17 protein-coding genes are annotated in these 20,059 nt (G+C 56.5%); 7 read left to right on the plus strand and 10 right to left on the minus strand.

Going from position 1 to position 20,059, the window contains the following annotated elements:
* Nucleotides 1-104: 104 nt before the first annotated feature.
* From kynB to kynU, 3 genes are read right to left on the minus strand one after another with little or no spacing between them, the layout of a single operon-like run.
* A complete protein-coding gene (gene kynB, locus ACFFIY_RS03580; protein ID WP_354197662.1) occupies nucleotides 105-737 on the minus strand; it encodes an arylformamidase in 633 nt (210 codons plus the stop codon).
* Between the two features lie 12 nt (nucleotides 738-749).
* Nucleotides 750-1,583, minus strand: coding sequence for a tryptophan 2,3-dioxygenase (gene kynA, locus ACFFIY_RS03585; RefSeq protein ID WP_354197672.1), 834 nt, complete (start codon nucleotides 1,581-1,583; stop codon nucleotides 750-752).
* A gap of 38 nt (nucleotides 1,584-1,621) precedes the next feature.
* The gene (gene kynU / locus ACFFIY_RS03590) at nucleotides 1,622-2,896 is read right to left on the minus strand and encodes a kynureninase (RefSeq protein WP_354197660.1); all 1,275 of its coding nucleotides are present in this window, start codon (nucleotides 2,894-2,896) and stop codon (nucleotides 1,622-1,624) included.
* Nucleotides 2,897-3,092: 196 nt separating this feature from the next.
* Here kynU and ilvA point away from each other — a divergent pair, with 196 nt between their 5' ends.
* Nucleotides 3,093-4,361: a threonine ammonia-lyase IlvA gene (gene ilvA, locus ACFFIY_RS03595; RefSeq protein ID WP_354197670.1), complete on the plus strand. Its 1,269-nt coding sequence runs from the start codon at nucleotides 3,093-3,095 to the stop codon at nucleotides 4,359-4,361.
* 63 nt (nucleotides 4,362-4,424) lie between these two features.
* Here the strand turns inward: ilvA and ACFFIY_RS03600 are convergent, their stop codons facing one another.
* Nucleotides 4,425-5,006, minus strand: coding sequence for a uracil-DNA glycosylase (locus tag ACFFIY_RS03600; RefSeq protein WP_354197658.1), 582 nt, complete (start codon nucleotides 5,004-5,006; stop codon nucleotides 4,425-4,427).
* Nucleotides 5,007-5,147: 141 nt separating this feature from the next.
* On the opposite strand from ACFFIY_RS03600, the gene ACFFIY_RS03605 reads away from it, so the two are divergent.
* Together ACFFIY_RS03605 and ACFFIY_RS03610 are read left to right on the plus strand one after the other, a co-directional pair.
* The gene (locus tag ACFFIY_RS03605) at nucleotides 5,148-7,415 is read left to right on the plus strand and encodes an ATP-binding cassette domain-containing protein (protein WP_354197656.1); all 2,268 of its coding nucleotides are present in this window, start codon (nucleotides 5,148-5,150) and stop codon (nucleotides 7,413-7,415) included.
* Nucleotides 7,416-7,511: 96 nt separating this feature from the next.
* Nucleotides 7,512-8,111 carry an ATP-binding protein gene (locus tag ACFFIY_RS03610; protein WP_354197654.1) on the plus strand — a complete coding sequence of 200 codons (600 nt, stop codon included), beginning with the start codon at nucleotides 7,512-7,514 and terminating at the stop codon, nucleotides 8,109-8,111.
* A 23-nt stretch (nucleotides 8,112-8,134) separates the two neighbouring features.
* Here ACFFIY_RS03610 and ACFFIY_RS03615 read toward each other — a convergent pair whose 3' ends face one another.
* Complete coding sequence (locus ACFFIY_RS03615; protein ID WP_354197652.1) at nucleotides 8,135-9,814, minus strand: formate--tetrahydrofolate ligase; 1,680 nt, start codon at nucleotides 9,812-9,814, stop codon at nucleotides 8,135-8,137.
* 139 nt (nucleotides 9,815-9,953) lie between these two features.
* Between ACFFIY_RS03615 and ACFFIY_RS03620 the strand changes: the two genes are divergently transcribed.
* Complete coding sequence (locus tag ACFFIY_RS03620) at nucleotides 9,954-10,571, plus strand: DUF3298 and DUF4163 domain-containing protein (RefSeq protein WP_354197651.1); 618 nt, start codon at nucleotides 9,954-9,956, stop codon at nucleotides 10,569-10,571.
* A gap of 8 nt (nucleotides 10,572-10,579) precedes the next feature.
* On the opposite strand, the gene ACFFIY_RS03625 is transcribed toward ACFFIY_RS03620, so the two are convergent.
* Together ACFFIY_RS03625 and ACFFIY_RS03630 are read right to left on the minus strand one after the other, a co-directional pair.
* Complete coding sequence (locus ACFFIY_RS03625) at nucleotides 10,580-11,182, minus strand: alpha/beta hydrolase (RefSeq protein WP_354197649.1); 603 nt, start codon at nucleotides 11,180-11,182, stop codon at nucleotides 10,580-10,582.
* A gap of 795 nt (nucleotides 11,183-11,977) precedes the next feature.
* Nucleotides 11,978-12,463 carry a PaaI family thioesterase gene (locus ACFFIY_RS03630; RefSeq protein WP_354197647.1) on the minus strand — a complete coding sequence of 162 codons (486 nt, stop codon included), beginning with the start codon at nucleotides 12,461-12,463 and terminating at the stop codon, nucleotides 11,978-11,980.
* 85 nt (nucleotides 12,464-12,548) lie between these two features.
* Here ACFFIY_RS03630 and ACFFIY_RS03635 point away from each other — a divergent pair, with 85 nt between their 5' ends.
* Nucleotides 12,549-12,929 (plus strand): hypothetical protein, encoded by a 381-nt coding sequence (locus ACFFIY_RS03635; protein WP_354197645.1) that lies wholly within the window; start codon nucleotides 12,549-12,551, stop codon nucleotides 12,927-12,929.
* On the opposite strand, the gene ACFFIY_RS03640 is transcribed toward ACFFIY_RS03635, so the two are convergent.
* Nucleotides 12,918-14,177 carry a cytochrome P450 gene (locus tag ACFFIY_RS03640; RefSeq protein ID WP_354197643.1) on the minus strand — a complete coding sequence of 420 codons (1,260 nt, stop codon included), beginning with the start codon at nucleotides 14,175-14,177 and terminating at the stop codon, nucleotides 12,918-12,920. The two genes, ACFFIY_RS03635 and ACFFIY_RS03640, sit on opposite strands and share 12 nt — an antisense overlap.
* Before the next feature lie 166 nt (nucleotides 14,178-14,343).
* On the opposite strand from ACFFIY_RS03640, the gene pepF reads away from it, so the two are divergent.
* Complete coding sequence (gene pepF, locus ACFFIY_RS03645; RefSeq protein ID WP_354197641.1) at nucleotides 14,344-16,158, plus strand: oligoendopeptidase F; 1,815 nt, start codon at nucleotides 14,344-14,346, stop codon at nucleotides 16,156-16,158.
* Nucleotides 16,159-16,295: 137 nt separating this feature from the next.
* Nucleotides 16,296-17,579, plus strand: a complete 1,284-nt coding sequence (locus tag ACFFIY_RS03650; protein ID WP_354197639.1) for an NCS2 family permease — start codon at nucleotides 16,296-16,298, stop codon at nucleotides 17,577-17,579.
* 62 nt (nucleotides 17,580-17,641) lie between these two features.
* Here ACFFIY_RS03650 and ACFFIY_RS03655 read toward each other — a convergent pair whose 3' ends face one another.
* Nucleotides 17,642-19,183, minus strand: a complete 1,542-nt coding sequence (locus ACFFIY_RS03655; RefSeq protein ID WP_354197637.1) for an APC family permease — start codon at nucleotides 19,181-19,183, stop codon at nucleotides 17,642-17,644.
* 89 nt (nucleotides 19,184-19,272) lie between these two features.
* Nucleotides 19,273-20,022 (minus strand): MerR family transcriptional regulator, encoded by a 750-nt coding sequence (locus tag ACFFIY_RS03660; RefSeq protein WP_354197635.1) that lies wholly within the window; start codon nucleotides 20,020-20,022, stop codon nucleotides 19,273-19,275.
* Nucleotides 20,023-20,059: the final 37 nt, after the last annotated feature.

Here is a 20,059-nt window from a genome sequence, read left to right on the forward strand (position 1 = left end):
AACTGTTACTTCTGCCTTCACAGCTCGGGACTTGCACCCTATAGACTGCGCCCATGCTGGGCGCACATCAAAAAAAGGCGGCCGGGGCCGCCTTTTCCATTTACTCATTCAGCCGGACGGATGACCGCACGGACCGGGCTGCCGTCTGCGCCGTGTATGGCGAGCGGGAGGGCGATGAATTCATAGTCGCCCGGCTGCACCTTTTCCAGCATCAGGTTCTCTATGATGCAGACGCCGGCTTCGCCAAGCGAATGGTGTGTCGCCAGTTCCTTGCTGTGGATGAGGTCGACGGACGGAATGTCGATGCCGAGCAGGATGATGCCTTTTTCCTTCAGCAACGGCCCGATGTCCGGCCGGAGTTCCGTGTAATCCTCGGGAAATGTCATCGGATCATTTCTCACGGACGTTTTCAGCAACAATCGCCGGGCACCGTCCAGATCGAAACGTTCCAGCTCTTCGCGTCCGACCGATGAAAACCGGGTCACATCCACCACGCGGGCCTTGCCGATGTAAACATCAGGGTTCATCTCATGAAGCTGTTTTCCGTTTTCGTCAAAGTGGAACGGCGCGTCCGCATGGGTTCCGATATGAAGGCTTGTCGTCATCCGGCCGATATTCGCGGAGCCGGTTTCTTCCTTTGTCGCAGACAAACCGAATTCAAACGGTGTGTCTCCCGGCCAGTTCGCCATGCCATTTTTCAACGGCTGCGTGATGTCCATCCAGTTGCCTTCCTTCATGATCTCTCCTCCTCAAAGCGTTGTGCGAAGATCCCACAGGTCCGGGAAAAAGCGGTGGTCGAGCACATTGCGCAAATAAGCGACGCCCGACGATCCGCCGGTGCCCGGGCGGAACCCGATGATGCGCTCCACCGTTTTCATGTGCCGGAACCGCCACTGCTGGAACCAGTCTTCCACATCCACCAGCTTTTCCGCCAGCTGATACAGCTCCCAGTACCGCCCGGTGTCCCGGTACACTTCCTCCCATGCAGCGGCGACAGACGGGTCTCCGTCGTAAACCCGGCAGAAGTCTCGGTCCAGCAGATCCGGGTTGATCGGGAATCCTTCACGCGCCAGTGCCCCGATCGCCGCGTCGTAAATGCCGGGGGCCCGGTATGCCTGCTCCAGCGCGCTGTGCAGGTCGGCGTCTTTTTCATAGATCTTCAAAATATAGTCAGACTTGTAGCCGAGGGCAAATTCAATCAGCCGGTACTGGTGGGACTGGAATCCGGACGCCCGCCCGAGCGAATCGCGGAATTCCAAATACTCGGCGGGCGTCATCGTCGACAGCACATCCCAGCCCTGGATGATCTGCGACTGGATTTTGGATACCCGGGCAAGCTTTTTGAATGCCGGCTGCAGATCGCCTGCGCCGATTTCTTCAATCGCCGCGGTCAGTTCGTGCAGCAGGAGCTTCATCCACAGCTCGCTCACCTGATGGATGATGATGAACAGCATTTCGTCATGATGGCCGGACAGCCTTTTCTGGGAATCCAGGATCCGGTCGAGGGACAGGTACTCTCCGTACGTCATTGATTCCCTGAAATCCGTATGGATCGACTTCTCGCCTTTCAGCGATTCTTTCAGCTCCGAAATCTTTTTTGGCATCGGGTTCCTCCCTTTGTTCACGCAATGATGCCTCGCTCGTTGTTGAATTTCTTATACTTCCCCTCATCCATGATCCCTTTTAAGATCGAGACCGCCCGGCGGACGTCTTCAAATGAGTTATAGAGCGCAACCGGCGCCAGCCGGATTCCTTTTGGGGCACGGAAGTCGGGGATGACTCCCTCCTCTTTCAAAGCCCGGCAGATGCGGGCGGCGTCGTCATGCTCCAGATACACATGTCCTCCCCGCCGATCATGGTCAACCGGGCTCGCGACCACCAAACCGGAATCCGGCAATTCTGCTTTAATCAATTCAATCAAATAATCGGTCAGCCGGAGCGACTTTTCCCGGATGTTTTCCAATCCGGCTTCTGCAAACAGCTCAAGGGAGCCGATCACCGGGGCGGCGCTCAGGATATTCGGCGTCCCGATCTGATAGGCGCCCGCATCCCCTGCGGGCGTCATGTCATGGTCCATGTCAAACTGTTTCGCCTTGTCCGAACCGAACCATCCGGCCAGACCGGGCGCCGTTCCGAAATGCCGGCGGTTCACGAACAGCCCTCCCGTTGAGCCCGGTCCGCCGTTCAGATGCTTGTACGTGCACCAGAACGCGAAATCGGTGTCCCACTCATGGAGACGGTGCGGAATGGCCCCGATCGAGTGGCAAAGATCGAATCCAATGAGAATGCCCCGTTCATGAGCGGCTGCCGTCAGCCGCTCCATGTCGAGAATCTGGCCGCTCCTGTATAAGACGCCCGGCAAGACGGCAATCGCCACCTCATCGGTCATTGCGCCGATGAGGTCTTCCTCCTCGAGTGTGTGGCCGTCACGGCTTTTCACCCGGATCAGCTGTTCTTCCGGCTTCATGCCCCGCAGGGCGATCTGGCTTTTGACCGCATACAAGTCACTTGGAAAGTTGAGTTCATCGGCCAGGATTTTCGTGCGTTTTCCCTCGGGCCGGTAAAAAGTGGCCAGCAGCTGATGCAGGTTGGCTGTGGTGGAGCCGGTCATGACCACTTCGCCGGGATCCGCCCCGACAAGCGTTGCACTCATTTCCCCGAGGCGCTCGGCCATGTAATACCAGGGATGACTGCCATCCATCCAGCCGTCGATGCCGAACTTCTTCCATGACTCCAGCAATTCATGGAGTGAGCTTTCCGCTCTCTTTGACAGCAGGCCGAGTGAATTCCCGTCCAGGTAGACCGTCTCCGGCCGGATGTAAAACTCATTGCGGTATCCCGCCAGTTTGTCCCGACTGTCCAGCGCTGCTGCATACTCCTCTGAAAGAAGCTTCATTTCCCCCGCCTCCGTTTCCTTTTTTTCTTCTGCTTCGAGCGTAAGGGAACTGCGAAATACATGCAAGCGCTTTCTTTTATTCATAGTGTTTGGCGCCATATAAATATTCTTGAATGTTACGAAAATTACCGTGTATTCAGTGACTTTTCATGTTAGAATGAGTCCATTCTATTTTCAGGCAAAGGTCGTGGATAAAATGCCAATTGCAAACGAAAAAACCCGGAAGGTCCATGTGGAGGATATCCTGATCGCCAACCAGATGCTGAAGGAAGTCGTGGTCCACACGCCGCTTCAGCTCAACAAGCGGCTTTCGGAAAAATACGGCTGCGATGTGTACATCAAGCGCGAAGATCTGCAGCACGTCCGTTCGTTCAAACTGCGCGGCGCGTTTTATAAAATCAAGTCTGTCGAGCAGGAAGCCCGGGAAAAAGGGATCGTCTGCGCAAGTGCCGGCAACCATGCGCAAGGAGTCGCCTTTGCCTGTGCCGAGCTCGGGATCGACGGCAAGATCTTCATGCCCCAGACCACGCCGAAGCAGAAAATCAATCAAGTGAGGATGTTCGGGCGCGACCAGGTGGAAATCATTCTGACCGGTGACACATTCGACGAATCGTCCGCAAGCGCGCTCGCTTACACGGAAGAGAACGGACGGCTGTTCATCCATCCGTTTGATGACCCCACCCTCATCGCGGGACAGGGCACGGTCGCGGTTGAAATCCTGAACGACATCGGCTCTCCCGTTGACTATGTGTTTGCCTCAATCGGCGGCGGCGGGCTCATGTCCGGACTGGCGACCTACATCAAGCATGTCTCCCCGGATACCCGCATGATCGGCGTTGAACCGGCGGGTGCCGCCAGCATGAAAGCCTCGCTGCAAAGCGGGGAAGTCGTCCGCCTGGAGTCGATCGACAAATTCGTCGACGGTGCTGCCGTGCAGCAGCCCGGCTCGCTCACCTATGAGATCTGCAGCCGGTATGTGGACGGGATCACCCCAGTGCCAGAGGGCAAGGTATGCACCGCGATCCTTGACCTGTACAATGAACACGCGATCATCGCAGAGCCTGCAGGTGCCCTTCCGATCGCAGCGCTCGACGCTCACAAGGAAGAGATCAGGGGAAAGACGGTCGTCTGCGTGGTCAGCGGGGGAAACAATGACATCGGCCGCATGCAGGAGATCAAAGAAAAGTCACTCATCCATGAAGGTCTCCTTTACTACTTCATCGTTGAATTTCCTCAGCGTGCCGGTGCGCTCCGCCAGTTTCTCGACAACGTGCTCGGACCCGATGACGACATCACGACGTTTGAGTATACGAAGAAAAACAACAAGGAAAACGGTCCCGGCCTCGTCGGGATTGAAGTGAAGCACAGGGAGGACTACGACGGGCTGATCCGCCGGATGTATGCGCTCGGCTTCCCGTTCAAGGAAGTGAACAAAGACAGCACGCTGTTCGGCCTGCTGATCTGAGGCGCGATTCCAACTGAAAAACAGGAGCACCGGCCGCATTGCGCGTCTCCCGGTGCTCCTGTTTTACATTTTGTCCGCTTCCAGCTTGTCCTTCACCATCACCATATCCTCTAGCAGCAGCCGGTACAGATTGGGGCGACGGCGGACAGCCAGCGGATGGTAGGCGACGGCGGTTTCGATGCCGCGGATCCGTTGCCAGCTCCCCCGCAGATTTTTCACTTCCGCATCGGGATTTCCGAAAAACGTCTGGACGGCGACGTTTCCCATGCAAAGGATGAGCTCCGGCTTCAAGTTTGTCAGCTGCTTGTCCAGATGCCGGTGCATGCAGATATCGCGGGTCCTCTCCTTGTCATATTTCCGGACGGGCCGCCTTTTGAGAATATAGGTCACGTAAAACGTCTTTTTGTCCAATCCGGCTTCATGGACGGCCCGCTGCAAAGCCTGCCGGGTTCCGCACACCATTGGATTCCCTTCCCGGTCTTCCCTCGCACCGGGATTGTCCAGAATGATCATGACGGGCGCTTTTGGATTGCCCTCTCCCCAGACCATCCGGGTGCCCTGAAGGTACAGCCCGCAGTCCCTGCAGTCCTGCTCCCCTGCCGGCACCGGGTCTTCCGGCCAGCTTTCGGGGCAAAATGGGTCCATTCCTGATCACCTTCCTTACCTGGAGGTTTCCCGTTTCCGGCATCTTTCAAGCCGGTCCGGCCTGTCTCTTTTCCGGACGGCCGCCGTTTATTGTTAAGATGGAGAAGGAGAAAAACATCGTATTTGAAGGAGCGTGCCCTCATGCCATCCGATACCCAGCAATGGATCCGCATCATTAATGCGAACGAAAACAACTTGAAAAACATTACGGCGGACATCCCGAAAAAGAAAATCACCGTCTTCACCGGCGTATCGGGATCCGGCAAGTCTTCACTATGCCATGACACGATTGCCGCCGAGTCCAGGCGTGAGCTGAACGAGACCTTTCCGAGCTTCGTCCAGCAGTACTTGCCGAAATACGGCCGGCCCCGCGTCGGCAGGATCGAAAACCTGCCGGTGACGATCGTGCTCGATCAGAAAAAACCCGCTTCCAACTCCCGGTCGACGGTCGGAACCTACACCGACATCTACGCGATGCTCCGGCTGCTGTATTCCCGTGTGGGGCGGCCGTTCATCGGATATTCAGACGCCTTTTCGTTTAACCATCCGTCGGGCATGTGTCCGCGTTGCGAAGGAATCGGCGAAGTGACCGACCTTGATGTCCACAAGCTCGTTGACTTTGACAAATCGCTCAATGATGAGGGCGTCATCAATTTCCCCGCCTTCACGACCGGCGCCTGGCGCTGGAAGAGGTACGCATACAGCGGGCTGTTCGACCTTGACAAGAAAATCCGTGATTATTCTCCGGAAGAGTTGGACCTCTTCCTTTACTCTCCGCAGATCAAGCTGGACAACCCGCCGGACAACTGGCCGAAATCCGCCAAGTTCGAAGGCATCGTCCCGCGGATGTACCGGAGCGTCATCACCCAGAAAGAAGGCAAGCGCCACCAGAAAATCCTCGATGAGATGGTGTCCACCTACCAATGTCCGGAATGCCGCGGGTCGAGGGTGAATGAAAAAGTGCGCAGCTGCAAGATCAACGGACTCAGCATCGCGGACTTTGCGGAACTGCCGATCACGGAAGCGGCGGAATTCGTCCGCTCCATCGAAGATCCCGTCGCACGGGACCTCAAAAAGGAACTGACGCTCCGGCTTTCCGCACTCGATGAAATCGGTCTCGGCTACCTTACGCTTGCCCGCGGCGTGAACACGCTGTCCGGCGGAGAAGCGCAGCGTACGAAAATCGCCAAATACATCAACTCCGCGCTGGCCGACATCGTCTATGTGTTTGACGAGCCGAGTGCGGGTCTCCACTACGCGGACATCGAACGGCTGAAGCGGTCCCTTCTGAAGCTGCGCGACCACGGCAATACGATTCTGATCGTCGAGCACCATCCGGAAGTGATCCGGCTCGCCGACCATATCATCGACATGGGGCCTCTTGCAGGTTCAGGAGGCGGCGAAGTGATGTACGCCGGCAGTTATGAAGGCCTGCTTGAGTCGGGCACGCTCACCGGAAAATCATTGAGCAAGATCGTTCCGGTGAATAAGAATCCGAGACAGGCCAAAGAGCGGTACCGTCTCCGTCACGCCACATTCCATAACCTGCAGGATGTGTCGGTGGATCTCCCGCTCGGCGTGCTCACCGTCGTGGCCGGCGCCGCCGGTTCCGGAAAAAGCTCGCTCATGGAACAGTTCCGCCAAGAGTGGAACGGACCTGTCATTTCGATCGGACAGAAATCCATCGGCACGACTTCCCGATCGACTCCGGCGACTTACCTGGACCTGTCCGATGAGATCCGGGCGTTGTTTGCCAAGGCAAACAACGTGGGTGCCGCACTGTTCAGCTTTAATTCGAAAGGGGCGTGCCCGGCATGCAACGGGAAAGGCGTGATCGTCACCGGCATGCACTTCATGGACCCGATCGAGACGGTATGCGAAGTGTGCGACGGAACCCGCTACGCGTCCGATGTCCTGCAATACAAGCTGGGAGGCCGGTCCATCGCCGAAGTGATGGGCATGTCGGTGGACGAAGCGGCCGCATTCTTTGCCGGCCAGCCGTTCAGCGGCCGGCTGGATGCGATGCAGAGGGTCGGCCTCGGCTACCTGCGGCTGAACCAGTCGATGACCACCTTGTCGGGCGGCGAACTCCAGCGCGTGAAGCTCGCCAGCCATTTGAATGAAAAAGGCACGCTGTTCATCATGGACGAACCGACGGAAGGACTCCACCCGGATGATATCCGGAAGCTGATGGTGCTGTTTGATCAACTGGTCGACGAAGGCAACAGCCTGTTCCTCATCGAACACCGGCTCGACGTCATCAAGCAGGCCGACTGGGTGATTGAACTTGGCCCGGGCGGCGGAACCGCCGGCGGCAGAGTGCTGTTCGAAGGAACGCCCGGCGACATGCTGGAAAGCCGCGAGTCCATCACCCGGCCGTATGTGGAGAAAAGCATGGAAGTGAGGTGAAACGGGGCACGGAGTCAATCTGTACGGCTCCGTCCGGAATGTGCACGATTCAGGACGGAATCCGTACGACTCACCAACAACAAAGGAGGACCGCACATGGACTTGGTATTGATCACAGGCCCTCAGGCAGTCGGGAAAATGACGGTCGGACGGGAATTGGAGCAACTGATCGATGCCCGGTTGCTGTTCAACCACCAGACGATTGACTTGTTCGCCCATTTTCTCGGTTATACAAAAGAGGCATTCCGGCTGTCCGATGAAACACGAAAAAACTTGTTCTGCGCATTTGTCCGCAATCCCGAAACCAATGTGACGGGCGGCATCATTTTGACGGTTGTCGTGGCATTCAATCAGGAAGGCGACCACCAGTTTTTAAAAGACGTGAGCGATGAATTCACTCATGCAGGCGGCAGCGTGTTTTTCATCGAGCTGGAAGCCGCGCTGGAGACGAGGCTGTCCCGGAACTCGATGGAAGACCGCCTGGAAGCGAAGCCGTCCAAGCGGAATCTGGAGTTTTCACGGAATGAGCTGCTGAGGAGCCATGAAAAGCACCGTCTGAATTCCCTTCCGGGAGAAGTGGAGAAAACATTGCCCGATGCCCATTATTTCCGGCTGGACAACAGCGGGATCACGGCGTGCGAAGCTGCATCGGCCATTGAACAATTCATCCGGACACACAAGAACTCCCGGCCATGAGGCTCCGGGAGTTCGTTGTTTATTTACATCAGTCCGACTGCATGTCCTTCCCGGTCGATGTCCATGTTCATGGCCGCCGGCTTTTTCGGCAGGCCGGGCATCGTCATGATGTCCCCTGTCAGGCAGACGATAAAACCGGCGCCGAGTTTCGGAATCAGTTCGCGAACCGTGATCGTGAAGCCTTCCGGACGCCCCATGATGCCCGGGTCATCCGTCAGCGAGTATTGGGTTTTCGCCATGCAGACCGGCAGGATGTCCCAGCCGCGCTTTTCGATGTCCTGCAGCTGCTTGAGCGCCTTGTCGGTGAACAGGACGCCGTCGCCGCCATACACTTTTTGAACGACCGCGCCGACCTTCTGCTCGAACGAGTCAAATTCATCGTACAGCTGGTGGAATTCATTTCCGGCTTCGATCTTCTCCAAAATCAGTCGGGCGACGTCTTTTCCGCCTTCGCCTCCTTTGGCCCAGACATCCGCGACCGCGGCAGCAATGCCCTGCTCCCGGCACCATTCCAAGACCGTCGCCAATTCCTCTTCCGTATCGGCGGTGAAGCGGTTGAGCGCCACGACCGGCTCGAGGCCGAACGCCCGGATGGTATCAATGTGTCGGGAGAGATTCGGGAGGCCCCGTTTCACGGCGTCCGAATCCGGAGAACCGAGTCCGTCTTTCGGAATCCCGCCATGCATCTTGAGCGCCCGCACCGTGGCGATGATCACGACCGCATCCGGCTTAAAATCCCCTTGTCGCGCCTTGATGTTCATAAACTTTTCAGCGCCCAGGTCTGCTCCGAAGCCCGCTTCGGTCACGACGATATCGGCGAGTTTTTTGGCGGTTTTTGTGGCGATCAATGAATTGCAGCCATGGGCGATATTGGCGAACGGACCGCCGTGGATAAGTGCCGGCGTCCCGCCGATTGTCTGGACGAGGTTCGGTTTGAATGCCTCCCTGAGCAGCAGGGTGAGCGCCCCTTCCGCACCGAGATCGCGCACCGTGACCGGCTCTTTGTCGAATGTGTACCCGATGACGATTCTGGACAGCCGCTCTTTCAGGTCATCCAGAGACTTCGCCAGGCAAAGCACGGCCATGACTTCAGATGCAACGGTGATGTCAAATCCGTCTTCCCTCGGGATGCCGCCGGACGGACCGCCGAGCCCGATCGTTACCCGCCGGAGTGCCCGGTCGTTCATGTCCAGCACGCGCTTCCAGGTGATCCGGCGCTGATCGATCCGGAGTTGATTGCCCTGGTGCAAATGGTTGTCGATCAGTGCGGCCAGCGCATTATTTGCGGTTGTGATGGCGTGAATATCGCCGGTGAAATGGAGATTGATCTCCTCCATCGGCAGCACTTGCGAATATCCGCCCCCCGCCGCTCCGCCTTTCATTCCCATGACCGGGCCGAGCGACGGTTCCCTGAGCGCCACCATCGTTTGTTCCCCCAGCAGCGAAAAAGCATCCGCCAGGCCGACGGTCACCGTTGACTTTCCTTCCCCGGCAGGCGTCGGGCTGATCGCCGTGACAAGGACGACCTTGCCCGACTCCTCTTTGTGAGGCAGCCGGGTGATGTCAATTTTCCCTTTGTATCTGCCGTACGGCTCCAGCGCCTCGTCCGGAATGCCGGCTTTCCGTGCGATTTCGCCAATCGGCCTCATTGCCGCGCTGTGGGCGATTTCCAGGTCGGTCAACGGAGTTGTCGTCGTGTTCATAGCCAATTCCCCCTCGGGTGGATTTCATCCTATCTAATAGTATAAACGTTTTGGAAAACCAATCCGCGCCCTCTTCTGACAATTTGGTGGCACGGCGACGGCCGGTTGCATTGTATAACAGAATGAGACTTTTGAAAGGATGAATGCCTTGGAAGCGCCTGTCAACATCGTCACCCATCCGATCCGGCTCGCCCGGCCCAAAGTGAACATCATTTATCCGCAGGTGACCGGTCTGGCAAACCCCGCCGCGCAGACGAAGATCAATCAGGCGATCATCAGCACGCTGTCCGGGCTTATGCACGAGCTGGGCTACGGCAATCAGAACCTCGTGGAAATGGCCGGTTATTTTGAAGTGAAGACGAACGAGCGCGGCCTGCTGAGCCTGATTCTCTCCGTTTACTCATTCACAGGCGGTGCCCACGGACTGACGCTGGCGAAGGGGCTGACGTTTGACATCCATACCGGCCGGCAATATCGTCTTTCCGAGCTGTTCAAGCCCGGCTCCAATTACAAACAGCTCATTTCCGGGCAAATTGAACGGCTGATCAAGGAATGGAACATGGACCTGCTGGAGCCGTTCGCCGGCATCTCGGATGATCAGGACTTTTATCTTGCCGACCATTCCCTGACCGTCTTTTTCCAGCTGTACGAACTCACTGCCTATGTGTACGGGTTTCCGTATTTCCCGATCCCGCTCAAATCGCTTGAATCTGTGATCAGCGATGACAGTCCGGTTGAAAAACTCATCGCCTTCTGACTGCGAAGTCAAAATGCGGCGCGGTACCAGTCGGCCGCTGCCCGGATTTCACTGGCTGTCAAGGCGTGGCCGTAGTTTTCCCAGTGAAGATGAACATCCGCTCCGGCGTTTTGCAGAAGCGACGCCAATTCCTCGGCCTCGCTTCTCGGACAGATCGGATCATTCGTGCCTGCACCGATAAAGACGGGGGCGGTTTGAGCCGGCAATGCCACATTGCGGAGCGGCACCATTGGATGGTGGAGAATCGCTCCTTTCAATGCGTCCCGGTAATGGAACAACAGGCTGGCGGCAATATTGGCTCCGTTGGAATATCCGATCGCGACGATGTTGCCGCGGTCAAACCCGTAACGGTCTGCGGCTTCCTGAAGAAACCCGTTCAGGCCACCGGTCCGCTTCACGAGGTCTTCCTCATCGAACACGCCTTCTGACAGACGCCTGAAAAAGCGCGGCATGCCGTTTTCCGTCACTTCTCCCCTGACGCTCAGAACTGCGGCATCCGGGTCAACCGTTTCGGCAATCGGCAGCAGATCTTCTTCCGTGCCGCCTGTGCCATGCAAGAGCAGCAACACCGGATGGCCTTCCTTTGCGGCTTTCTTGTATAGATGCTTCATTTTTATTCCTCCTGGTTTTTATCTCGAATTCAAGGTTCATTGTCTCACAGACTGGTTTCTTTATCACTCAAAATAAATTAAAAAATTTTTGAGTATAAATGTTTACCATATTAAACCCCGGGTATAATACTTGTACAAGGCGGAACAACGTGAGACGTTCCAGTCAATCATTTCAGGGAACCGATCACGGAGATTTGCACAGCCTTGGCGGGAAATTTGCTTCACTGACAGCCGCATGATCATCAGGCAATGTCCGCTCGAATCGGAACCGTCAGGAACCGGCTAGAGCCAAATCATCAAAGGATGATGCGTTTATGGACACCAGGAGGACAAAAGAAGACGGATAGAGCGATGTGATCCGTCAGGCAGAGGATGACCGGAGAAAGTTTCCGGACAAACGAAGCAATGGACTCAGGGGATGGTAGACAATGGACACCAGGAGGACAAAAGAAAACCCGCCATCTTGACAGGTGTGTTTTCAGGCAATGAACGACCGGAGTGATCCGGAAAGTCGGTGCAAGGACTCGGGAGATGGTGCCAATGGAAACCAGGAGGACGGCCGATCAGGAACATTGTCAGCAGTAAGTTTTTTGCAAAAGTGCACTTGAACGCCTGACTGCAGAGCGGTGGTCATTTGGATGACACCTCAGCCGGAAAGGCAAACGGCAGTTTGGCCGTGCAACTGTAAGGATGAAATTGCGGAAGCAAGATCGTCAGATGCAGTGAATGAAGCGAATTTTCCGTGTGCAGGAAGCCGCCCGATCATCAGATCGGGCGGCTTCTTCTTTTGTTTATTCAGCGCTGATCCAGAAAAGTGGAAGGCATGACGACCGCAACGACTTCCCCTGTTGCGCACACCTCTCCGTCCGCTTCGACTTCAATGTGGACCTTGAACTTTTTCGGATGAACCTCTTCCACCGTGCCGATCGCTTTCAAGAGCTTTCCGTGCGGCGTCGGCTTGAGGAAATCCACATGGAGAGAAGCCGTGACAAATCTTGGCGGATCTTCGCCATCCCCCGGTTCATGGCCGTTCTTGCGGTGCAGTGCCAGCGACGCGGAACCGGTGCCCGTGCAGTCAATGAGCGAAGCGATGACTCCGCCGTACACGAAGCCTGGCAACGCCAGTTCATCCGCAGCCGGGTCGTAGTAGGTGACGGTGTTGTCCCCATCCCAGCCGGTCCTGAAATGGTGCCCCTTCACATTCTGCCGGCCACACCCGTAGCACCATGCAAAATCATCCGGATACTCATCCTGGATGGCCTGTCCAACTTCAATTTGCATCATTTACCCCTCCTATTCAAAAAATCCCCCCATATCGTTTTCTTTCGACAGCGAAGCGCCGATTCCCTTTTAATTTTCTTGTCGAATGAAGCGGCGGGTGAATGTCGAGATTCGACGGGCGAATGTCGAGATCACGTCGCCGAATGTCGGGATACGCACCGCGAATGTCGGGATCACCGGTTACCGCGGGGGCCGGCGGGCGAATGTCGGGATACTCCGGCTGAATGTCGGGATCACGCCGCCGAATGTCGGGATACGCACCGCGAATGTCGGGATCACCGGTTGCCGCGGGCGCCGGCGGGCGAATGTCGGGATACTCCGGCTGAATGTCGGGACCACGTCCCCGAATGTCGTGATACGCGCCGCGAATGTCGGGATCACCGGTGTTGCCGCCGGCGCTCCCGTCAAAAACAAGGCGGCCGGGTTTCTGCCCGGCCGCCTGTGCTTCGCGACTTTATTCCGCTGATTTATTTTCTTTCACCCGGATCCGGTCCATGACGAAACGGCTTGCCGGCAGTGTCGGCATGCGGACCATGTTGATCGTCAGGTCCTGATCGGGCACTTCATACTCAAGCGACCCGGTGAGGTAGCGGACGCTTTCCTCTATAATGATGACAGTGACGGGTTCTCCGGGGCACCGGTGTCCGTGGTTCGGATCCCCGCCGCCCTGAGGGACAAAGTTAAAGCGGTCGTCCACAAAGTCATTGAACCGATCGGGATTGAATTGCTCGGGCTCGTCCCAGAGCCGCGGATCCCGGTTCACTCCGTGGAAATCCATCAGCACGGCGTCCCCTTCCTTGAACTCATAGCCGTCCCATTCAAAATCCTTCTTTGCAATGGCCCCGAGGAACGGCGTGAACGGATAAAATCGCCGCACTTCGTTGGCGAAGTTGTTCAGTTCCTTCTGAGTCTGCAGCTTGTCTTTCCACTCGGGGAAATCGTGCAGCGCCAGGCCGGCGAAGGAGACAAAGCGTGCGACCGCGACAGCCGGACGGATGACGTTCAGCAGCTCGATGGCCGCCATATGGAGATCGAGCAGTTCGCCGGATTCTCTGTGGAACGCCATCACATGGGCCGCCGACCCCTCTTCGGTCTGCAGCCGGCCTTCCCGGATGGCGAGAATCACTTCTTCCATCCAGTCCTCCGTCCGCACCCGCGCATCTTCCCCGACTTTATAACGCTTGCCAACGCCGCCGGCCGCATCGATCATGGCACCGATGTCGTACGCCCGGTTCCATGATTCCACATCTGTCAGCGGAACACCGGTCCAGCGGCACATCGCCCGGAGGATGAGCTCTTCGGATTCATCGAACAGTACGGCCTTTCCCTTGCGCTCCATCTCCCTGCCCTTTCGTTCCCACTCTTCCTTCACGATCGCCCTGAGCAGGCCGAGACGCTCATCCGTCATCAGCGACATGAACATCGCTTTTCTCACACGGTGTTTCTGTCCGTCCTTTGTCTGGACTCCCCCGACTCCGAACAACGTCTTCTGCACACGGATCGGCAGAGCTCCGGACCGCTTGAACTTCGTCTCGTCATAAAACAGCTCGGCTGCATCCCTGCCGGTCATGACGATCATCTTCTTGCCGAGCAGACGGGTTTCGAATATGTCCGTGTCTTTTTCGCTCATCCGCTTGCCGATGTAATTGTACCCTTCGGTCAACAAGTTGAATGTATGGTCAATCCCGCGTTCCTTCGGCATTTCCCTGGTCATGTCCACATCTCATCCTTTGCTTATTTTCTTCTTCCTTTATTCCCTGTTTCTGCACAGAGTAACATAGAGAAAAATCATTCTTTCAGAAAGTTTCCTATTGGCTTTCAATATAAGCCGGAATATTATACAATTAGTTCGACAATCGTAACATTAAGGGGGAAACCACATGTCCGCAACACCGCGTTCAGAAGTGAAGCTTGAAGAAACATGGAACCTCGAAGACTTGTTCAAAACGGCCGGAGACTATGAGGCCCGGGTCAAAGAAATCGAAGAAGGTGCAGCCGCTTTCGCCGAAAAGTACAAAGGGAAAGTGACAGACGGCCAAAACGCACTGAAAGCGCTCAAAGACTATGAAAAACTGTACGAACAGATCATCCCGGCCGGCACGTACGTCAGCCTCCTCCAGAGCGAGGACCAGACGAACAGCGAATCACAGATGCGCGCGGCGAAGTTCGGCTCCGTCATGGCCAAAATCGGCGCGACGCTCAGCTTCTTTGAAAGCGAGCTTTCGGAGCTGCCCGAAGAAGAACTGAAATCTGCGATGGACCAATCAGAGGAATTCCGCGTCTACCTCGCCGACGTCCTGCGCTTCAAGCCGCACCGCCTCCACCCGGAAGTCGAGAAGACGCTTGCCGCATTCGGATCGACATTCGATGCACCTTACGATCTGTACAATGTGACCAAGCTTGTCGACATCAATTTCCCTGACTTCCAGGCGGACGGAGAATCGTTCCCGAACAGCTACAACCTGTTTGAAGGCGAATGGGAGACGGACCCGGACACCGAAAAGCGCCGGGCGGCATTCAAGTCGTTCTACGGCAAGCTCGCCGACTACCAGCACACCACCGCCAAGACATATGACATGCATCTCCAGATCGAAAAGACGAACGCCGATCTGCGCGGTTTCCAGGACGTCTTTGAGTCGCTGCTGTTCAATCAGCAGGTGGACCGGGAACTGTACGACCGCCAGATCAACCTGATCATGTCGGAGCTGGCACCGCACATGCGCAAATATGCAAAACTTCTCCAAAAAGCCCACGGCATCGACCGGATGACCTTTGCGGACCTGAAAGTTCCGCTCGACCCGTCCTACGAGCCGAAGATCACCATCGAAGAATCAAAAAAATACATTTTCGAGGCGCTGTCCATCATGGGCGATGACTATTCGGAAATGCTGAAGCGCTCCTACGATGAGCGGTGGACAGACTTTGCACAGAACAAAGGCAAGTCGACAGGCGCTTTCTGCTCAAGCCCGTACGGTTCCCACCCGTACATCCTCATCTCTTGGACCGGCAGCATGGAAGATGTGTTCGTCCTCGCACATGAGCTTGGCCACGCAGGGCACTTCTACAATGCGCACAACCACCAGGGCGTGTTCAATGCCCGCCCTTCGCTCTACTTCATCGAGGCACCGTCCACGATGAACGAGATGCTCATGGCGAACCACCTTCTGAAAAATTCAGAGGACCCGCGTTTCAAGCGCTGGGTGATCGCGTCGATCGTGGCCCGGACGTATTACCACAACTTCGTCACGCACCTTCTCGAAGCTGCTTACCAGCGGAAAGTGTATGAGCGGATCGATGCGGGCGAGAATGTCAACGCCGGCATCCTGAATGACCTGAAGCGGAGTGTCCTTGAAGAGTTCTGGGGCGAGGATGTCACGATCGAGGAAGGCGCCGAGCTCACCTGGATGCGTCAGCCGCACTACTTTATGGGCCTGTATCCATACACATACAGCGCGGGCCTCACCGTTTCCACACAAGTGTCCAAGCGGATCCTTGAAGAAGGCGAGCCGGCCGTACAGGACTGGCTCAAAGTCCTCCGGTCCGGCGGCACCAAAACTCCGGTGGAACTCGCCAAGATGGCGGGCGTCGACATCACCACAGAACAGCCGCTCCGCGACACGATCGCCTACATCGGAAGCTTGATCGACGATCTCGAGAAGCTGACGCAGGAAATCGAATCGGCAGAAGTTAAATGATCGGTCCCCCCCTCCCTTTTCCGGGAGGGGATTTTTGATTGAACCGGCCGGATGAAGTATAATAGGTGTTTGTGGCTTGCCCCGTTTTGGGGGTGAAGCGGGTTGGGAGAGGGATAACTGAATAGCGGGTTTTACGATTGAACCACAATAAACTTTTTGACTTGAACGGGCACGGCACGACCGTCCGGCGCGAAGTGACGGCCGGACTGGTCGGATTTTTCACGATCGTGTATATCATCGCGGTCAACTCGTTCATCTTGTCGGAAGCGGGCATGCCGCTTGACGGCGCGGTCGTGGCGACGATCTTTACTTCATTTGCCGGCTGTCTGATCATGGGACTTTGGGCCAATGCGCCGATCCTGCTTGTGCCGGGCATGGGCATCAATGCGATGTTCACCTACACGCTCGTCGGCTCGATGGGCCTGAGCTGGCAGGAAGCCCTCGGGCTCGTGTTCGTGGCCGGCCTCCTGTTTTCGGTGATTGCGTTCACCGGCCTTGCCGGCGTCCTGAACCGGGCGATTCCGCAATCGCTGAAAGAAGCGATCACGGTCGGTCTCGGGTTGTTCCTGATCTTTATCGGCCTGGAAAAAGGCGGGCTGATCGAACGCGGTGCCAGCTCGATGATCGCCCTCGGGGATCTGTCTTCTCCGGCGGTCATCGCCACGGTGCTCACTTTTCTCATCGCGGTCATCCTGTTCCTCCGCAATGTGAGCGGCCATTTCCTTTGGAGCATTCTGGCAGGAACCGGTCTTGCCGCCCTGTTCGGCGTGATGCCCGGCAAATCCGGCTCCACTCCTTCCCTGTCTTCTTATGGGGAAGTGTTCGGGGCCCTTTCGCTTGGCGGATTCCTTTCTGCCGCATTTCTGGTCGGGACCTTTTCACTGACGATGGTCATCGTGTTTGAGAATATCGGTCTCGTGCAGGCTCATACAACGGCTGCCGGACATCCGGAAAAGGCCCGGAAAGCCTTTCAGGCAAACGCTGTTTCTGCGATGCTCTCCGGATTGTTCGGCTCGAGCCCGACCGTCTCCACCGCAGAGACCGGCGCGGCGATTGCCGCGGGCGGACGGACAGGATTGACGACAATCGTGACCGGATTCCTGTTTCTGGCATCGCTGCTGTTCCTTCCGTTCATCCATCTGATCCCCGACAATGCGATTGCGCCGATTCTTCTGATTATCGGCGGTCTGATGGTCCAGAACATCCGGAACATTGATCTGAGCGATTTGACGGAAGCCTTTCCGGCGATTTTCCTCATTGCGATGATTCCGTTCACGCAAAGCATCGCAGACGGGATTGCCGTCGGTTTCATTCTCTATCCGCTGCTGAAACTGGCAGACGGAAAAGCAAGGGACGTCGCCAAACCGCTCTATGTCATCGCCCTTTTGTTCCTCCTGAACTTCATTGCAGGAATTGCATAAACAATGAAAGCAGCGCCTCCAGGTTTTCCCGGAGGCGCTGCTGTTTTTTTCGCTTCCATCAATCAAATCGTTTTTTCCACCGGCTTTTTCTTCATCGCCGGAATACCCGGCACCGGCAAGTGCGGAACCGCCGCCGTTTCATCCTGCTCCGGCTCTCTGCCGAGCAGATAATAATCCGTTTCTTCCTTGCTGAGCGACAAGTACGATTTTCTCATGAACCCGTAGAACACGGTACCGGCAATCGCCCAGGCACCGAGCAGCAGATAAGACGGCATCGTGAGCGATGCGGGGGAAGCCGGGATGAGCAGCAGGGCAAGGAAGCCGATGCTCGAAACCATTCCGACCGCTGCAAGCGTCCGTTTTAGCAGCGGGCTGTCCCGGCCTTCCCGTTTTTTCTTCGTCAGGATTTTAAAGGCGGCAAAGCAGGCAAAGAAGTAGCCGATCGAAACGCCTGTCGAGCTCATGTCGACAATCCATGACAGCGCCGGCCGGCCGAGCCACATCGCCGGGAGCGTGACGAGCGTCACAAACCAGATTCCCCAGACCGGCACACCGCTTCCCTTGGCGGTCTTGCGGAACATGGACGGCAACGCGCGGGCACGCGCCATCGAAAACAGCAGCCGGCTCGACGACATGTAAAAACCGTTCAGGCCGGTGAAGATTCCCATGACGATGGCGACGGCCATGACGAACAGGCCGGTCTTGCCGAGCGCCGATGAGACGATCGCACCCGTTGCCCAGAGTTCGCCGCCGGTTCCCCCGTTGCCCGGAAATGTCCATGCCGTCAATCCGATCATGACCGCGTAAATCAGGAACGATGTCAGAAGAGATGCGACGATCAGGAATGTCGCCTTGCGCGGAGAAAAGTTGAACTCTTCGGCCGCCTGGGGCACATTGTCAAATCCGACATAAGCCCACGGCGCAATGGCGAGGATGAGCAGCACCGACACGACCGGTGACGTTTTCCCGCTGAACATGGCGCCCATATTGGCCAACGGCTCGTCCGCAATCCCAAATGTCACGGCCCCGAGGATGAAGACACCGCCCACGAGCAGGACGCTGAACCAGAACTGAAGCCTCCCGGAAACGCTGGCCCCTGTTGAATTCAGCAGGGCAAACGCAATCAGCAGTACGGAAGCGATGATCACTTCCGGCATGTAAATGTCCCAGCCGGCGATTGAATACAAATATCCCTGCTTCATGAATCCCGGCATGAGGTATTTCAGCAAAAGGGTGAAGGCGGAAGCATTCAGGGCAACGATCGAAATGTAACCGAGTGACAGGAACCAGCCGCAGATGAATGCCCACGTCTTCCCGGCTGCCAGGTACGCATACATGAATCCGCCGCCCGACACCGGATGTTCCTTGATCATGACACCGTAGCTGGAAGCGATCACCATCATGATGAGCGCTCCGAGCAGCAGCCCGAGAACGGCGCCAGCCGGTCCCGCTTCCCGGATCCAGTCGCCCGGCAGGATGAATGCCCCCCAGCCGACCGAAGAACCGAGCGCGATGGCGAAGACCCAGGACGGCTTGAGCGACTTCTCGAGCTTCCGTCTTCGGGGTTTCTTCCCTTTGTCAGATGATGTCTTGGTTTCTCTCATAGTTGCTCACTCCCTTGTTGTCTCCCTTCTTTCCCTATGTTGATATAATAAAAACCAAAAAACCCGGAAGTTTTCTTCCGGGTTTTCCCTTAATCTTGAAGATGATCTGCCCTGATTCCCATCGCATCGGCCATGAACGAGGCGAATCCTTCACCGTACCGATCCATGTTTTTCGTAAACCGTTCATCCTCCACATACATCCGGCCCAGCCCCCGGAATGCATCCGGGGAATAAATGTGGCCCATTCCGTTCAGGAAGTCATGCCACTCGCCGATTGCCTGCTGGACTTCTTCTGAATGCGGATCCTTCTTCCGCATGCCGGCAAGTTTTTGGAAGAGCCCGTCCATCTGTTGACCGAGTTGTTCACGGCCCTTCGCTCCAAGTGACTGCACCTTCTCATTGGCCCCGTCCACCGGTCCGTCCCCCCAGCGGCGGCGTGCTTCTTCTTCATACGGATTGTCGCCGAAGCCGAACCCCTCGAATTTCTCTTTTTCATTCATGTCCAGTTCTCCTTCCATGTTTTTAATCGTCTTGCCGATCGTTTCGATCATCAGGCCCAGCCGTTCCCGCTTTTCAATCAGCGCCTTTTGCTGGAGTCCGAGTGCCTGCCTGCGGTCAAAAGTCGGACTGTCCAGGATGTCGCCGATTTTCTGCAGCGAAAACCCGAGCTCCCGGAAAAACAAAATCTGCTGCAGCCGGTCAAGGTCTTCATCCGAATACAGCCGGTATCCCGCTTTGGTCTCGGATGCCGGCGAGAGCAGACCGATCCGGTCATAATGATGAAGCGTCCGGATGCTGACGCCTGCCAGATCCGCCACATCTTTCACTTTTCTTAGCATGCCGTCCTCCTTTCCCCCACGGATTCAGTATAGAGCC

Origin of the sequence: Bhargavaea ullalensis (genome assembly GCF_042432615.1) — a bacterium.
Lineage (GTDB): Bacteria > Bacillota > Bacilli > Bacillales_A > Planococcaceae > Bhargavaea > Bhargavaea ullalensis.

Bases quoted from the DNA above. Each gene is read 5' to 3' on its own strand.
- ilvA (WP_354197670.1), top strand. From the start codon at position 3,093: ATGCCAATTGCAAACGAAAAAACCCGGAAGGTCCATGTGGAGGATATC.
- ACFFIY_RS03610 (WP_354197654.1), top strand. From the start codon at position 7,512: ATGGACTTGGTATTGATCACAGGCCCTCAGGCAGTCGGGAAAATGACG.
- ACFFIY_RS03605 (WP_354197656.1), top strand. From the start codon at position 5,148: ATGCCATCCGATACCCAGCAATGGATCCGCATCATTAATGCGAACGAA.
- kynB (WP_354197662.1), bottom strand. From the start codon at position 737: ATGAAGGAAGGCAACTGGATGGACATCACGCAGCCGTTGAAAAATGGC.
- kynU (WP_354197660.1), bottom strand. From the start codon at position 2,896: ATGAAGCTTCTTTCAGAGGAGTATGCAGCAGCGCTGGACAGTCGGGAC.
- ACFFIY_RS03655 (WP_354197637.1), bottom strand. From the start codon at position 19,183: ATGAGAGAAACCAAGACATCATCTGACAAAGGGAAGAAACCCCGAAGA.
- ACFFIY_RS03635 (WP_354197645.1), top strand. From the start codon at position 12,549: ATGAAGCGGCGGGTGAATGTCGAGATTCGACGGGCGAATGTCGAGATC.
- ACFFIY_RS03660 (WP_354197635.1), bottom strand. From the start codon at position 20,022: ATGCTAAGAAAAGTGAAAGATGTGGCGGATCTGGCAGGCGTCAGCATC.
- ACFFIY_RS03620 (WP_354197651.1), top strand. From the start codon at position 9,954: ATGAATGCCTTGGAAGCGCCTGTCAACATCGTCACCCATCCGATCCGG.
- ACFFIY_RS03600 (WP_354197658.1), bottom strand. From the start codon at position 5,006: ATGGACCCATTTTGCCCCGAAAGCTGGCCGGAAGACCCGGTGCCGGCA.
- ACFFIY_RS03625 (WP_354197649.1), bottom strand. From the start codon at position 11,182: ATGAAGCATCTATACAAGAAAGCCGCAAAGGAAGGCCATCCGGTGTTG.
- pepF (WP_354197641.1), top strand. From the start codon at position 14,344: ATGTCCGCAACACCGCGTTCAGAAGTGAAGCTTGAAGAAACATGGAAC.
- ACFFIY_RS03630 (WP_354197647.1), bottom strand. From the start codon at position 12,463: ATGCAAATTGAAGTTGGACAGGCCATCCAGGATGAGTATCCGGATGAT.
- ACFFIY_RS03640 (WP_354197643.1), bottom strand. From the start codon at position 14,177: ATGACCAGGGAAATGCCGAAGGAACGCGGGATTGACCATACATTCAAC.
- ACFFIY_RS03615 (WP_354197652.1), bottom strand. From the start codon at position 9,814: ATGAACACGACGACAACTCCGTTGACCGACCTGGAAATCGCCCACAGC.